Annotated in this window: 12 protein-coding genes; all 12 read right to left on the minus strand. The window is 59.8% G+C overall.

What is annotated here, in order from left to right; translation table 11 throughout:
- Positions 1 to 72: 72 nt before the first annotated feature.
- Positions 73 to 1650 carry an aldehyde dehydrogenase (NADP(+)) gene (locus MHM84_RS05260; RefSeq protein WP_239263257.1) on the minus strand — a complete coding sequence of 526 codons (1578 nt, stop codon included), beginning with the start codon at positions 1648 to 1650 and terminating at the stop codon, positions 73 to 75.
- Positions 1651 to 1705: 55 nt separating this feature from the next.
- Complete coding sequence (locus MHM84_RS05265) at positions 1706 to 2461, minus strand: FadR/GntR family transcriptional regulator (RefSeq protein ID WP_239263259.1); 756 nt, start codon at positions 2459 to 2461, stop codon at positions 1706 to 1708.
- A gap of 56 nt (positions 2462 to 2517) precedes the next feature.
- Entirely contained in the window at positions 2518 to 3843 is a 1326-nt protein-coding gene (locus MHM84_RS05270) for a glucarate dehydratase family protein (RefSeq protein WP_239263261.1), read from the minus strand.
- A 43-nt stretch (positions 3844 to 3886) separates the two neighbouring features.
- Positions 3887 to 5455, minus strand: a complete 1569-nt coding sequence (gene garD, locus MHM84_RS05275; protein ID WP_239263263.1) for a galactarate dehydratase — start codon at positions 5453 to 5455, stop codon at positions 3887 to 3889.
- Positions 5456 to 5496: 41 nt separating this feature from the next.
- Complete coding sequence (locus MHM84_RS05280; RefSeq protein ID WP_239263265.1) at positions 5497 to 7005, minus strand: tripartite tricarboxylate transporter permease; 1509 nt, start codon at positions 7003 to 7005, stop codon at positions 5497 to 5499.
- A gap of 15 nt (positions 7006 to 7020) precedes the next feature.
- Positions 7021 to 7464: a tripartite tricarboxylate transporter TctB family protein gene (locus tag MHM84_RS05285; RefSeq protein ID WP_239263267.1), complete on the minus strand. Its 444-nt coding sequence runs from the start codon at positions 7462 to 7464 to the stop codon at positions 7021 to 7023.
- A 110-nt stretch (positions 7465 to 7574) separates the two neighbouring features.
- Positions 7575 to 8600 carry an ABC transporter substrate-binding protein gene (locus tag MHM84_RS05290; protein WP_239263269.1) on the minus strand — a complete coding sequence of 342 codons (1026 nt, stop codon included), beginning with the start codon at positions 8598 to 8600 and terminating at the stop codon, positions 7575 to 7577.
- Between the two features lie 153 nt (positions 8601 to 8753).
- The gene (kdgD, locus tag MHM84_RS05295) at positions 8754 to 9671 is read right to left on the minus strand and encodes a 5-dehydro-4-deoxyglucarate dehydratase (RefSeq protein WP_239263272.1); all 918 of its coding nucleotides are present in this window, start codon (positions 9669 to 9671) and stop codon (positions 8754 to 8756) included.
- Positions 9672 to 9948: 277 nt separating this feature from the next.
- Complete coding sequence (gene sixA, locus MHM84_RS05300; RefSeq protein ID WP_239263275.1) at positions 9949 to 10434, minus strand: phosphohistidine phosphatase SixA; 486 nt, start codon at positions 10432 to 10434, stop codon at positions 9949 to 9951.
- Positions 10431 to 11492, minus strand: coding sequence for an NAD(P)H-dependent glycerol-3-phosphate dehydrogenase (locus tag MHM84_RS05305; RefSeq protein WP_239263277.1), 1062 nt, complete (start codon positions 11490 to 11492; stop codon positions 10431 to 10433). The genes sixA and MHM84_RS05305 overlap by 4 nt, the downstream gene beginning before the upstream one ends.
- A 106-nt stretch (positions 11493 to 11598) precedes the next feature.
- Positions 11599 to 13041 (minus strand): NAD(P)(+) transhydrogenase (Re/Si-specific) subunit beta, encoded by a 1443-nt coding sequence (locus MHM84_RS05310; RefSeq protein ID WP_239263279.1) that lies wholly within the window; start codon positions 13039 to 13041, stop codon positions 11599 to 11601.
- A gap of 16 nt (positions 13042 to 13057) precedes the next feature.
- Positions 13058 to 14629: a Re/Si-specific NAD(P)(+) transhydrogenase subunit alpha gene (locus MHM84_RS05315; protein ID WP_239263281.1), complete on the minus strand. Its 1572-nt coding sequence runs from the start codon at positions 14627 to 14629 to the stop codon at positions 13058 to 13060.
- Positions 14630 to 14803 lie beyond the last annotated feature (174 nt).

The following is a 14803-nucleotide window of genomic DNA, read 5'->3' on the forward strand; positions in this document are numbered from 1 at the left end:
CCGTGAACCACAAAAAAAACCGGCATGGGTCGCCCCATGCCGGCTCGATCATTGCAATGCCAGTGACGCGACTCAGCCCTCGCGCTTGCCGTCGTAAAGCCGCTTGAGGCCCAGCGGGTTGCTCTCCTTGAGCGCCTCGGGCAGCAGCCCTTCCGGCAGCGCCTGGTAGCACACCGGGCGCAGGAAGCGGAAGATCGCCGCCGAGCCCACCGAGGTGGTGCGGCTGTCGGACGTGGCCGGGTACGGCCCGCCGTGCACCATGGCGTGGCACACCTCGACCCCGGTCGGCCAGCCGTTGACCAGCACGCGACCCGCTTTGCGCTCCAGCGTCGGCAGCAGCGCCCGCGCCGCGTCGAGATCGGCGTCGTCCATCTGCAGCGTGACGGTGAGCTGGCCTTCGAGGTGCTCGGCGACCCGCTTCACTTCCGCCGTGTCGGCGCACTCGATGACCAGCGAGGAGGAGCCGAACACCTCTTCCTGCAGGGTTTCTTCGGCCAGAAAGTCAGCCGCCGAGGTCACGAACAGCGCCGACTGGCACTGGTTGGGCGTCTCGCCGACCTGGCCACGCGCCACTTCGCGCACCTTGTCGTGGCTCGAGAGCCGGCCCACGCCCTGCTGGTAGGCATCATAGATGCCCGGGGTGAGCATGGTCTGCGACGCGCTGCCCTTGAGCACCTCGCCGGCCTTGGCGACGAAGGCGTCCAGCGCCTCGCCCTTCTCGGCGATCACCAGGCCCGGGTTGGTGCAGAACTGCCCGGCGCCCATGTTGAGCGAAGCCACGAAGCCCTCGGCCATGGCCTCGCCGCGCGCTTTCAGCGCGGCCGGCAACGGGAATACCGGGTTGATCGAACTCATCTCGGCGTAGACCGGGATCGGCTCCTTGCGGTTCTGGGCGATCTTCATCAGTGCGGTGCCGCCACTGCGCGAGCCGGTGAAGCCCACCGCCTTGATGCGCTGGTCGGCGACCAGCCCGGCGCCGACGTCACGGCCGGAGCCGAACAGCACGGAGAACACGCCTTCCGGCAGGCCGCACTTGGCGACGGCCTTCTGCACCGCGCGGCCGACCAGCTCGGAGGTGCCGGGGTGGGCGGAGTGCGCCTTGACGATCACCGGGCAGCCCGCGGCAAGTGCCGAGGCGGTATCGCCGCCGGCCACGGAGAAGGCCAGCGGGAAGTTGCTGGCGCCGAACACCGCCACCGGGCCGAGGGCGATGTGACGCTGGCGCAGGTCGGCGCGCGGCATCGGCTGGCGGTCGGGCATCGCCGGATCGACGCGCACGTCGAGCCACTCGCCGGCACGCACCACGTTGGCGAACAGGCGCAGCTGGCCGCAGGTGCGTCCGCGTTCGCCCTCGATACGCGCCTGGGGCAGGCCGGTCTCGGCCACGGCACGCTGGATCAGGTCATCGCCGATGGCCTCGATCTCGCTGGCCACGGTTTCGAGAAACGCTGCGCGATCCTCGAGCGAGGTTTCGCGGTAAGTGTCGAACGCGTCCCAGGCGAGCTGCGCCGCCTTGTCGACTTCGGCGGTGCTGCCGCCGGCGTAGGCCGGGTCGAGCTGCTCGCCGGTGGCCGGGTTGACGGCGTGGATGGCGCTGCCGTTACCGGCGACGGCTTGTTGGCCGATGAGTGATTTGCCTTCCAGGGTCATGCTTCCTCCTAGGTATCGTGCGTCGTAAGTATGTTCAATGCCCAAGCCTGGCGACTCAGGATTCATGAAACGCTACATACATGCTCTTGGCCCGGTTGAGATGCCGCAACATCATGTCTCGGGCCCTTTGCGGCTCGCGAGCCAGAATGGCTTCAACGATGTCGGTATGCTCCCCTTCGACCTTGGACAGGTATTTCCCCGTCCCTGTGGGATTCATCTCGGCGTCGAGGAGGTTGGCGCGCGGGATGATGCTATGGCGCAGCTTCGTGTAAAACGTGGTAAAGCAAGGGTTGCCGGTCGCTTCGGCGATGGCGTGATGGAAAGTATAATCCTCCTCCCGCGCCAGCGACCCTGCAGCGCAGGCCTGCATGAAGGACCCATGCGCCGACTGGAGACGCAGCCTCTCCTCGTAGCCATGCCGCTCGGCCGCCAGCGCAGCCATGGCCGGCTCGATCTCCAGACGCAGCTCGAGAATGTGCAGGATCTCCTCGACCGTGGACGGACGAACCTTTTCCACCGGCATGGCCTCAGGCACTGCGGCTCGCACCACGGTAGTACCAACGCCTCGGCGAGTGGCCACCAGTCCCAGGGACTTGAGATGCGCAATAGCTTCGCGGACGACCGTGCGACTCACCCCAAAGGATTCGCAGAGCCTATTTTCCCCCGGCAGCCTCTGGCCGACCGCGATGCTGCCAGCACCAATCATTGCCTCCAACTGATCGGCCACATGCAGCGCCAAGCTCCCGCTACGCACAACCCGCCGAACGTTCAGCTGCGCCACGTTCTCTAGCGATGAAGATTTATCTGCCATGGCTCCCTGCCCCTGCTTCACCCGGAATACCTCGGCTCATGAGGTGCAGGCACCCATCAACGTACCATGATGGGTTTCTTGGGATCGAAGGTCCATCCAGGGATCAGATACTGCATGGCCATGGCATCGTTGCGCTGCGTAACATCGAGACTCTTGTAGAGAGAGTGAGCCGCTTCGAGCTGTTCCATGTCCAGTTCGATGCCAAGACCCGGCGCTTCGGGAACACGCAGCTTGCCATCGCGGATCTGAAACGGCTGTTTGGTGATACGCTGGCCATCCTGCCAGATCCAGTGCGTATCGATGGCGGTGATCTCGCCCGGACAGGCCGCGGCCACATGAGTCATCATCGCCAGCGAGACATCGAAGTGGTTGTTGCTGTGCGAGCCCCAGGTCATGCCCCACTCGTTGCACAGCTCACCTACCGCAACCGCACCTTGCATGGTCCAGAAGTGGCAATCGGCCAGCGGAATATCCACAGCGTTGAGCTGCACCGCATACTGCAGCTGCTTGAAGTCGGTAGCGATCATGTTGGTGGCAGTAGGCAGGCCGGTACGCTTCTTGAACTCGGCCATGGTCTCGCGTCCCGAGTAGCTCTCTTCCTGGCCGCACGGGTCCTCGGCGTAGCTAAGCAGGTCGCGGATCGGTGTCAGCACACGTACGGCTTCTTCCAGCTTCCAGGCACCGTTGGGGTCGAGGGTCAGGCGTGCCTCGGGGAAGGCCTCGTACAACGCACGGATGCAATCGGCTTCTTCCTCACCACGCAGGACGCCACCCTTGAGCTTGAAATCCTTGAAACCGTAGCGCTCATAGGCTGCCTTGGCCAGGTTGGCGACGGCCTCGGGGGTCATGGCCTCACGGCAACGCACCTCATCCCAGGCATCCTGGGGATTGTTCGGCTTGGGATACGGCAAGTCGGTCTTGTCCGGATCACCGAGCAGGAACAGGTAGCCAAGCGCCTCGACCTCGTCGCGTTGGCGACCGAACTGGCCCAGCAGGTCTGCCACTGGCATGTGCAAGGCCTGACCGAACAGATCGAACAATGCCGACTCGATGGCGGTAAGGACATGCACCCCGACGCGCAGGTCGAAGGTCTGACGACCACGCTCCTCGCGGCCGTTGCCTGCCAGCAGCAAACGACAACGGTTGAGGGTACGCTTGACGTCGTTGACCGCCGAGCCCTCCACCAAAGAACGGCACTGCTCCAACCCCTTGAGAATGCCTTCGCTGGAAGGGATCTCACCTACCCCCTGGTTGCCGTCATTGTCTTCCAGGATCACCACGCAACGTACGAACCACGGGGCATGCCCACCGCTCAGGTTGAGCAGAAAACTGTCATAGCCGGCAACCGGTACCACACGCATGCTTTTGACGGTTGGAAACATGATTAACGATTCCTAAAAATGTTACAGAGGTTGATGAGCGCTCTCAGGTGACTGGCGCCGGGTTGAACAACACAAGGTCGTTGTGAAGGCCCAACCGATCGGCAGCGGCAAGCTTTTTACCGCTGGCGATGTCCAGGATCAGGTGGAAGAGCTCCCAGCCGACATCCTCGATGCTTGCCTCTCCGGCGGCGATACGCCCGGCATCAAGGTCGATGATGTCGTGCCAGCGCTGACTGAGTGCAGTATTGGTAGCGACCTTGATGACCGGCACCATGGGCAAGCCATAGGGGGTGCCCCGCCCCGTCGTGAAGACCTGAAGGTTCATTCCCGCAGCAAGCTGCAGTGTGCCGCAGATAAAATCGCTGGCCGGCGTTGCGGCAAACGTCAGGCCACGCTTGCGAATGCGCTCCCCCGGTCCAATGACGTCGACGATAGGGCTATTTCCAGACTTGATGATCGAGCCCAGCGCCTTTTCCACGACATTGCTCAAGCCGCCGCGCTTGTTGCCGGGAGAAGGATTTGCGCTACGATCCGCCTGGCCCTGCTCAAGATAATTGTCATACCAGGCCATCTGGTCCAGCAGTGCCTGGCCGACTTCCTGATTGACGGCGCGTGGCGTGAGCAGATGAATGGCGTCACGCACCTCCGTCACTTCGGAGAACATGACGCTGCCACCGGCACGCACGATCAGGTCAGTGGCGAAGCCCACCGCAGGATTGGCGGTCACCCCCGAGAAGGCGTCGCTGCCCCCACACTGCATACCGACGACAAGCTCCGAGGCCGGGCAGGTTTCGCGCTGACGACGATTCAGCTTTTCGAGGTGGCGCTTGGCCATGGCCAGAATGCCATCGACCATGTCTTCGAAGCCCGAGAAGCTCTCGTCCTGCAGACTCAGGATATTGGCCTCGGGGTCTGCCGCTTCGGTGTTTTCGTAGATCTTGACCGGTCGATCGGATACCAGTGTCGAGGGCTGCAGTTTTTCGCAGCCCAGACCGATGACCATGACTTCGCCGCCGAAGTTGGGATTCAGAGTAATGTTCTGCAGCGTACGAATGGGCACGATCGCCGCCGGCGCATTGATGGCAACGCCACATCCATAAGTGTGATTGAGCGCCACGACATCATCGACATTGGGATAGTCGTGCAGCAGTTCACTCTTGATGCGGCGGACCACATGGTCGGTGGTCCCGGCGACACACTGCACACTGGTGGTAATGCCCAGGACATTTTTGGTGCCTACCGAGCCATCGGCATTGCGGAACCCCTCGAAGGTATAGCCCTCGAGCGGCTCGGCTTCGGGTGCGGATCGCGTCGCCAACGGCATGTCCCCGAGCGCCGGGGGCTGCGGCAGTTGCACGTTCGTTTCATTTACGTGTCCGCCCCGGGGAATGTCGCATGTCGCAGTGCCAATCACCTCGCCGTAGCGAACGATGGGTTCGCCGCTCGCCAAGGGCGTCAAGGCAACCTTATGCCCTTGGGGAATGGCTGTAGCCAGCGTTGTGCCGTCCAGAAGACGGGCGCCTTCGGGCAATCCGCCCCGCTCCACGACGATGGCCACGTTGTCATCGTCGTGTACCTTGATAACGCGAATTCTTGCCTGGTCGGTACTCATTCAGTGCCTCCGTAACTTTTGGGGTCGGTTCTCGCTGTCACCTAGTTGCTGGAGACCAGATTCTCCTGCTTCCGTGCACGTACCTTGAGGAAAATGGCGAAAACGAGCGACAGCACGATGAGCACCCAAAGGAGAACGGCAATGGGGCTTTTCGTGAAAAAGATGGTCAGGTTTCCGTAGGACTCGAGACTCTTCACGAAATAGACTTCCGCCGAGCCGCCGAGAATGAACCCAATGATCAGCGGCACGAGTTCGATGCCCACTTTGGTTGCGATATAGCCGAAGACGCCGAAGATCAGCAGCGTCCAGACATCGAACATGATGCCGTAATTGATGGCATAGGCGCCGACCACGCACATCATGACGATGATGGGGTAGAGGAGATGCTTGGGCACCTCTATGACCTTGGCGATATACTTGATGGCAAAGAACATGATGCCGAACATCAGAAAGTTGGCGACCACCAGGGCAGCAATCATGATGTACCAAGTATCGAGATTGTCCCCGATGAACAGCGGACCAACCTGGATACCCTGCAGCGTGAATGCACCGATAAGGATTGCCGTCGTCGAGTCGCCGGGAATACCGAGCGACAACAAGGGGACCAGGGCTCCCCCGGTAAGCGCATTATTGGATGACTCGGATGCTACGAGGCCTTGGGGTGCGCCTTTACCCATCTGCGATGAATCATGGGAAAAGTTCTTTTCCTGTGTATAGGCCAGTACCGAAGCGGCACTTCCACCAACGCCGGGCAGCATGCCGACAAATGTCCCGATCGAGGATGAGCGTACCAGATTGACCAGTTGGCCCTTGAACACGCTCAACGAGAAACGCGAGCCTTTGGTCAGCTTGATGGTAGGGCTGCCGGCATCGCCTTTGAAGCCTTTTTCCGCATCCTGCAGGATCGTCGTGATACCGAAGATGCCAATCAATACCGGCAGCAGGGAGAATCCGGCGACAAGGTAGTATTCCATGAAATCGAACATCAGACGGGTCTCGCCATTGCCGCCGTCAGTGATTTCGTACGTGCCAATCAGGCTAAGCCACACGCCCAGCACACCGCTGAAAATGCCCATCAGCATGTTCTTGGTCAGCGAGGCAATTACCGTCAGTGCGAGGAAGATGATCAGGAACTTCTCGACATACGAAAACTTGATCGCGAAATCGGCGAGCACAGGGGCAAAATAAAACAGTACCCCCGCGCTGAACAGCCCCCCAAACAGCGAAGCGACAATGCTGATCTTGAGTGCACGCTCACCTTCGCCTTTCTTGGCCATGGGATAACCGTCGAATGTCGTCGTTATCGACGAGGGCGTTCCCGGAATATTCAATAAGACAGCAGGCACCATGCCGCCTGAAATACCGCCTACGTACAGGCCAAGCAGCAGCGCCAACCCATTGGTCAGATCGAGAGCATAGGTCAGCGGCAAGCAGACAGCGACAGCCATCGTTGCCGTCATACCGGGGATAGCACCGAAAATCACACCGATCAGGGCCCCGGCAGCGATTAACGTAAAAAACATTGGGCTTAGATAAGACAGAAATTCCATAGCGTTATCCTGCCATCAGGGAAGTGTGATTCTGAAGAGTTGAGAGAGCACATACCAAGCCAAAGTCGGCGCGATAGCAGCTGTCACAGCTATTATCAGGATATTCTTTCTTGTGCTGTGCTCTACATAAAGCATTGACAATAGGAAGATGAATGGGATGGAGACAAACAAGAAACCAAACCCCGTGTTCGGAAAGATGTCGCCTACCACGGCCATCATGTAGAAGTAGATGACGATCAGCAGAATCGTTCCGAAAAACCGTTTCCTGTCGAAACCGTCGCCACCCTGTGTAACGGCCTGTCCTGCACGCCGCAGTGCCGGTGCAATTCTATTCGACTTGCTCAACAGGATGATGGCGAGCAGACCTACCAGGACCCAAGACACTATCCTTGGGAAAAAAAGATGCGACTCTTCGAAGGCAATAGACACTTCGAACAAGGATAGAAATTGGCTTTCCATATGTGCCCCACTTTGACTTTTGCTGTCAGGTGACGTTCCACAAGGTGGGTTACACTTGTGAGCGTGACCGTAACGACCGGCGCCAAGCTAAGCTTGGCGCCGAAACATGCTTATTTTATGTTTTCGATAATCGTCTTGTACTGATCGCGCTTATCTTTTAGATAAGCCTGCGCTTCACTGGAAGGCTTGAAGTTAGGAATGAAGAATGACTTCTTCTGCTGTTCCTGAATATCGCCTTGTGCATAGATCTCTTCGAGCGCGTTGTCGATGCAGCTGACGATCTCGGGGTTCATGTCTTTGTTGTAAAGGAAGAAGAATTCCTTGTCGAAGGTAAAGTTCTGCGACTCGCTCTGCGGCACGGTCACGTTGGGGTTGACGTACTGAAGGAGATCTTCCCTTGATGTCTTGCCCATGCCTTCTTCATTGGTCTGTTTGATCGTGTCGTTTCTGGCCGTCAGCCAGACGAAACGCATGGCTTTTTGGTCGTCTGCCGGCAAGCGGGTGTACTGCTCGTTCGCCTGTACCGAACCATTGATCACGTCGGCCATGTCATCGAAGAGCAACTGGTTCTTGTCCGCCTGAGATCCGGTGTTGACGGCGACGACATTGTCTTCCATTCCGGGATGCTCGACCTTCACGGCATTCTTCAACGCACTGAAGCCGATTTCGGAAACGCCACCGGGCTGAATGGCGACACGTATCTCCTCGCCTTCGCCCGCTGCAGCGATAACCTCATCGATGTTCTGGTAGGGCGAATCCTTGGGCACCAGGTACGCGTTGCCTGGGTTGATCGCAACGGTCGGCCCTACGGTGTATTTCTCAAAGATATTGTCGTAACCCTTGACGCCGTAAAGATTACCCAAGTAGGCCTGATCATGGAAAATCATGACGGTGTTGCCATTACGGCTCCGATCAAGCGCACGAAACCCTGCCATGGCCCCAACGGCATCGACCTTGGCGTTGATATCCAGCTTCTTGGCCAGATGATCGGCAACGATGCTGGAGTTCTGGTAGGTATCCCCACCCGTCGAGGTAGAACCGATGACGACACGCAGATTGCCGGGAATCGGACAATCCGCTGCAAAACTCGACATCGAGGCCCCTGCAGTCCCTGCAATCGCTACGGCACAGACCAACTTGCGAAGATGAGTTTTCATGACTTTCATAGATCGTTCTTCCTTTGGCTTGGCGTTTATGAGGCCCTTGTAGATTGTATTGCCCTTAGGCCAGACCTCTCTTTAATGGCCAGACTCGCTTGTTATCGTTTCGTACGAACCTGACCAGAGCTCTTACAAGTCGTTGGCTTTACCGATGAGCTTCTCCAGCACATTCCGCTCTTCTGGCGTTGGCATTTCGAGAGGCGCCCTTACCGAGCCCGCCGGCCTGCCGATGATGTCCGCACCCGCCTTGATCAAGCTGACCGCGTAACCCTTCTTGTTGTCGCGCAGGGTGACGAAGGGAATGAAGAACTCGTTGGTGATCTTCTTGACGGTGGCCGAGTCGCCCTGGCGCAGCGCCTTGTAGAATTTCACCGCCATCTCGGGCACGAAGTTGAATACCGCCGATGAATAGGTGTTCACGCCAATGGACAGATACGCCTCGGCGAAGATTTCCGCAGTCGGCACGCCACCCACATAGACCAGACGGTCGCCGACGGTCTTGACGATCTTGTTGAGCAGCTGGATGTCGCCCTTGCCGTCCTTCAGGCCAATCAGGTTGGGGCAGGCATCGGCGAGCTGCTGGACGGCATCGGCCTCGAGCACGCCGTTGCCGCGGTTGTAATAGATGACGTTGAGATCGGTGGCGTCGCAGATCTGGCGGGCATAGTCCACCAGCCCTTCCTGCGGGCACTCGGTCAGGTACGGCGGCATGAGCAGGATACCGTCGGCGCCAGCCTCCTCGGCGACCTTGGCGAAGGCCTTGCCGCTGCCGACGCTCAATCCGGCGCTGGCAATCACCGGCAACTTGCCGTTCACCGTCTCGACGGCCAGGGTCACGACGTCACGGAACTCGTCCAGGGTCAGGTTGAAGAACTCGCCGGTACCGCCGGCCACGAACACGGCAGAGATGTCGTGGCTGATGAACCATTCGAGGCGCTGGCGGTAGCTCTCGGAGTCAAAGTTGCCGTTGGCGTCGAAGTCGGTGATGGGAAACGAAAGCAGGCCGTCCCCAACCGCTTTCCGGACATCGTCTCTGGTGAAGTTCACAAAGGATTCCTCTTGCTCATGCGATGCTTGGCGAAACCGGGATTCCGGTACAATAGTTTGCGTGCTTACCGGATGTCATACATCATACAAGTGCAAAAACTATAGGCTGACGCGGAAGCCGACAATACGACTTAGGTCTTGCTAGGCCGAAAACCATGCGGCAGCTACAGATAAAGGAATCGTCACATGGCCGGTATATCAGGCCACGCAGAGAGCTTCGCTGAAGAAGAGCGAAGAAACGGTTATAGAGGAAGGTCAACTCAACGGCGCTTTCGACTCAGCTAAGTTCAGCAGGATGCCGAAAGGCGCGCAGCCGGGCACAGCCCGCCGCCCAGACTTCTGCCTCCAGCTCGGCGACAGCTGCCGTCGGCATGGGCAGGCTGTGTCGAGGGTCACCTTCAACGAGCCGTCCTGTCAGCCCGCCAACGAGCGGCATATGGCTGACCAGCAACCAGGGCGACGCCAGTGCATGTGCCTGGAGCCAGTCGATGACCGGTTCGATGGGATCATCCGGCGTGACCAGGGCCAGTTCCTGTACCGGCTTGCCGAGTCGGTCGGCGACAATAGTCGCCGTCTGCTGGGCACGCCTGTAGGGGCTTGCCGCAATCTGCAATCGGGCCAGTTGGGCCTCGTCCAGCCTTTCGGCGAGCCACATCGACATGCGGGCCACTTCCTGGCGCCCGACATCGGTCAGGGGGCGTTGCGGGTCAGGGTGCCCGGGTGCCGCCTGACCGTGACGCATGATCCAGAGCGCTAAGCTCATGAGTCTCCCTCCAAACGCCTCGCATGCTTGACGTCCTCCCGCGATAGCGTGAATTCGACGTCACTGCTCTGCTCGTTCAGCATCAGCAGCTTGGCCATGTCGCGCGCCGGGACGTCGTTGAACAGCACTTGGTACAAGCCTTCGGCCAGCGGCATGTAAATACCTTCCTGTCGCGCCTTGGCGCACACCAGGCTAACGGTATTGACGCCCTCGGCAACTTGCCCCAAGGCATCGACCGCCTCCTCGAGCTTGTGCCCTTGGCCCAGAGCATAACCGACCCGATAGTTGCGCGACCGATTGGAAGAACAGGTCACGATCAAATCGCCTACGCCGGCCAGACCGATGAACGTCATCGGGTTGGCCCCCAGGGCCACGGCAAAACGGCTCATTTCGGCCAATGCCCGGGTCATCAGCATGCTGCGGGTGTTCTCGCCCATGCCCAGTGCGGCGGCCATACCGGCGGCGATGGCATAGATGTTTTTGAGCGCACCACCCAGCTCGACACCATAACGGTCATTACTCGCATAGACGCGGAAATAGTCGCAGCCCAGCGCCGTCTGCACGCGTGCCCGGGTCAATGCGTCGTCACTAGCGATCACCGTCGCGGTCAGTTGCTTCTCGGCGATTTCCGCAGCCAGATTGGGGCCGGACAGCACGCCGATGTGCGAGAAGCCGGTTTCTTCTTCCAGTATCTGACTCATCAGCTTGAAACCGTCTTCCTGGATGCCTTTGGTGGTACTGACCAGGATCTGGCGCGCGTTCAACCAGGGACGTGCCTGCCGAACCACGTCGCGAAACGCTTTCGAGGGAATCGCGACGAATACCAGTTCAACCCCATCGAGTACCGAGCGCATATCGCTCGAGGCCACCACGGCAGGATTGATAGCGAAGTCGGGAAGGTAGCGGGAGTTACGGTGGTCGCGATTGATCTCGGCGATCAGTGAATCGTCGCGCAGCCACTGGCGCACCGTTGCACCATTGTCGGCGGCGATACTGGCCAATGCCGTGCCGAAGCTCCCCCCGCCCAGCACGGCGACCTTCAGGCGATCCTCTGTCATGCTCGATCCCTAGATGAGTATGTTGGGATCATTGTAACGAAAAACGCCCCGCTTGGCGGGGCGTCTCTTTGGGCGCCGCATGTCACGACGCTGAATCGGCCAAAAGTCAGTCGATCATCGGCACGAGAGAGTCGATGCTGGACTTGGCGTCTCCATACAACATGCGCGTGTTCTCCTTGAAGAACAACGGATTCTCGATGCCGGAATAACCGGTCCCCTGACCGCGCTTGCAGACGAATACCTGCTTGGCTTCCCAGACCTTGAGTACCGGCATGCCGGCAATCGGACTGTTGGGATCCTCCTGGGCGGCCGGGTTGACGATATCGTTGGAACCTATGACGATCACCACGTCGGTTTCGGCGAAATCGTCGTTGATCTCGTCCATTTCCAGCACGATGTCATAGGGCACTCTGGCCTCGGCCAGCAAGACGTTCATATGGCCTGGCAGACGTCCCGCCACCGGGTGGATACCGAAGCGCACGGTCTTGCCAGCGGCACGCAGCTTGCGGGTCAACTCGCTCACCGCATTCTGTGCCTGGGCGACCGCCATGCCATAGCCCGGCACGATGATCACGCTGTCGGCGTCATTGAGCGCGTTGGCCACCCCATTGGTGTCGATGGCCACCTGCTCGCCTTCGATCTCTGCCGCCGGTCCCTTGCTGCCGCCGAAGCCGCCAAGGATCACATTGACGAAGTTGCGGTTCATCGCTTTGCACATGATGTACGAGAGGATGGCGCCCGACGAACCCACCAACGCCCCGGTGACGATCAGCAGATCATTGGACAAGGTGAAGCCGATCGCTGCCGCAGCCCAGCCGGAATAGCTGTTGAGCATCGACACCACCACCGGCATGTCGGCCCCGCCGATGCCCATGATCAGGTGATACCCGATGAAGAAAGCCAACAGCGCCAGTAACAGCAGCGTCCAGAAACCGGCCCCATTCAGGTACAGAATGGCCAGTATCAGCGAAAGGATGACTGCCCCGGCATTGAGCCAATGCCCGCCCGGCAACTGGCGCGGCTTGCCATTGACCTTGCCGGCGAGCTTGCCGAAGGCGATCACCGAGCCGGTGAAGGTGACAGCGCCGATGAACACCCCTAACACCACTTCGACCTGCAAAAAGGTCAGCTCGGCGGGCGTTTTCTCGGCGACCAGGGCCGCGAAGGCGGAAAAGCCCTCGGTGCCACGGTCCGCCAATTGTGCCGCCAGCACGCGGCGCCGCTCGAGATCGGCATTGAAGCCGACGAAGACCGCCGCCAGGCCGACAAAGGAGTGCAGCGCCGCGACCAACTGGGGCATCTCGGTCATGTCGACCTTCTTGGCGACATAGGCCCCAATCACGGCACCGATGATCATCATCGGCAGCATCCACCAATAGCCGCCGATACCCGGCCCGAGCGAAGTGAACAACACCGCAATGGCCATACCGGCGATGCCGTACCAGACCGCCCGCTTGGCCTTCTCCTGATTGCTCAATCCACCCAATGACAGGATGAACAATACACTTGCCGCAATTGCCGCGGCAGAAACGAACTCTTGTCCCAACATATCGTATCTCCGCGGTTCAGGATTTCTGGAACATGGCCAGCATCCGGCGTGTCACCAGGAAGCCGCCCACGATATTGATGGTGGCAATCAGTACCGAGAATCCGGCCAGCAAACCGACCAGCCAACTGCCCGAGCCGATCTGCAATATCGCTCCCAGCACGATGATCCCGGAAATGGCATTGGTTACCGCCATCAATGGTGTATGCAGCGAGTGGCTGACATTCCAAATCACCTGGAAACCCACGAAGCAGGACAGCACGAAGACGATGAAGTGCTGCATGAACGACGCCGGCGCTACCAGCCCGAGCAGCCACATCACTATTCCGCCGGCCACCAGCAACCCGACCTGTCGTTTGGTCTGCGACACGAAGGCGGCATGCTCGGCGGCCTTCTTCTCTTCCGGGGTCGGCTCCTTGGGCTTTTCCTTCGGCTTGGTGGCGCCGATGGCCTTTACCTTGGGCGGCGGCGGCGGGAAGGTGATCTCCCCTTGGTGGGTTACCGTGGCGCCACGAATGACGTCGTCATCCATGTTATGGACGATGACGCCATCCTTGCCGGGCGTAAGATCGCTGAGCATATGCCGAACGTTGGTCGCATAGAGCAGCGAAGCTTGTGTCGCCATGCGTGACGGGAAATCGGTGTAGCCGACCACGATGACGCCGTTATCGGTGACGATGCGCTCGTCAGGCACGGTCAGATCGCAGTTCCCGCCCTTTTCTGCAGCCAGGTCGACGATCACCGAGCCGGGCTTCATGGCCTCGACCATGTCCTTGAGCCACAGTTTGGGCGCCGGCTTGCCGGGAATCAGTGCGGTGGTAATGACGATATCGACCTCTGGCGCCTGCTCACGGAACAGGGCCAGCTGCTTCTCGCGAAACTCGGGACTGGAGGGCTTGGCATAACCGCCGCTCTCCGATCCATCGGCACTGTCTTCGAAATCCAGAAACAGGAATTCGGCGCCCATGGACTCTATCTGTTCGGCGACTTCGGGACGCACATCGAAAGCACGCACCACGGCGCCAAGGCTGGTTGCCGTACCGATGGCCGCCAGGCCGGCGACACCTGCCCCCACCACAAGCACCTTGGCCGGCGGAACCTTACCTGCCGCCGTGACCTGGCCGGTGAAGAAGCGGCCGAACTGGTTGCCCGCCTCGATGACTGCGCGATAACCGGCGATGTTAGCGGTACTCGACAGGGCATCCATCTTCTGAGCGCGGGAAATGCGCGGCACCATGTCCATCGCGATGACGCTGGCCCCCCTATCCTTGCAGCGCTCGAGCATTGCCTCGCTCTGCGCCGGCCAGAAGAAGGAAATCAGCGTCTGCCCATCTCGCAGGCGATCGGCTTCCTCTTCGGAGGGTTCGCGCACCTTTATTACGATATCCACGGCATCCCAGAGTGCCTGGGCGTTATCGACGACCGTAACGCCGGCATCGCGGTAGGCTTCGTCGTTGAATCCCGCCGCCTCACCGGCGCCAGCTTCGACAAAGCATTCGTGGCCCAGCTTTTGGATCTGCTGAGCGCTCTCGGGAGTCAGTGCAACGCGCGCCTCCCCCCGGGCTGTCTCCTTGGGTGCCCCGATCTTCACACCAACCCCCTTGCATTTCGGTGATCGTAAGAGATGCCGGTTCCGCTGTCTTGCGTCCCTATCGTTCTTCGCATTCTGCCGCTCCTTGGATCATCACTCGCGGCGCAACGGAAATGCTTGCGTCGCGAGTGACGACTTATGTTTCACAAAGCAATAAAAGATAGCTTTTTATAA

The organism is Halomonas sp. McH1-25, assembly GCF_022348165.1.
Classification (GTDB): Bacteria; Pseudomonadota; Gammaproteobacteria; order Pseudomonadales; family Halomonadaceae; genus Modicisalibacter.

Excerpts from the sequence above, each read along its gene's own strand:
- MHM84_RS05260 (WP_239263257.1), bottom strand. The coding sequence starts at position 1,650 with ATGACCCTGGAAGGCAAATCACTCATCGGCCAACAAGCCGTCGCCGGT.
- MHM84_RS05285 (WP_239263267.1), bottom strand. The coding sequence starts at position 7,464 with ATGGAAAGCCAATTTCTATCCTTGTTCGAAGTGTCTATTGCCTTCGAA.
- MHM84_RS05305 (WP_239263277.1), bottom strand. The coding sequence starts at position 11,492 with ATGACAGAGGATCGCCTGAAGGTCGCCGTGCTGGGCGGGGGGAGCTTC.
- MHM84_RS05310 (WP_239263279.1), bottom strand. The coding sequence starts at position 13,041 with ATGTTGGGACAAGAGTTCGTTTCTGCCGCGGCAATTGCGGCAAGTGTA.
- garD (WP_239263263.1), bottom strand. The coding sequence starts at position 5,455 with ATGAGTACCGACCAGGCAAGAATTCGCGTTATCAAGGTACACGACGAT.
- MHM84_RS05280 (WP_239263265.1), bottom strand. The coding sequence starts at position 7,005 with ATGGAATTTCTGTCTTATCTAAGCCCAATGTTTTTTACGTTAATCGCT.
- sixA (WP_239263275.1), bottom strand. The coding sequence starts at position 10,434 with ATGAGCTTAGCGCTCTGGATCATGCGTCACGGTCAGGCGGCACCCGGG.
- MHM84_RS05265 (WP_239263259.1), bottom strand. The coding sequence starts at position 2,461 with ATGGCAGATAAATCTTCATCGCTAGAGAACGTGGCGCAGCTGAACGTT.
- MHM84_RS05270 (WP_239263261.1), bottom strand. The coding sequence starts at position 3,843 with ATGTTTCCAACCGTCAAAAGCATGCGTGTGGTACCGGTTGCCGGCTAT.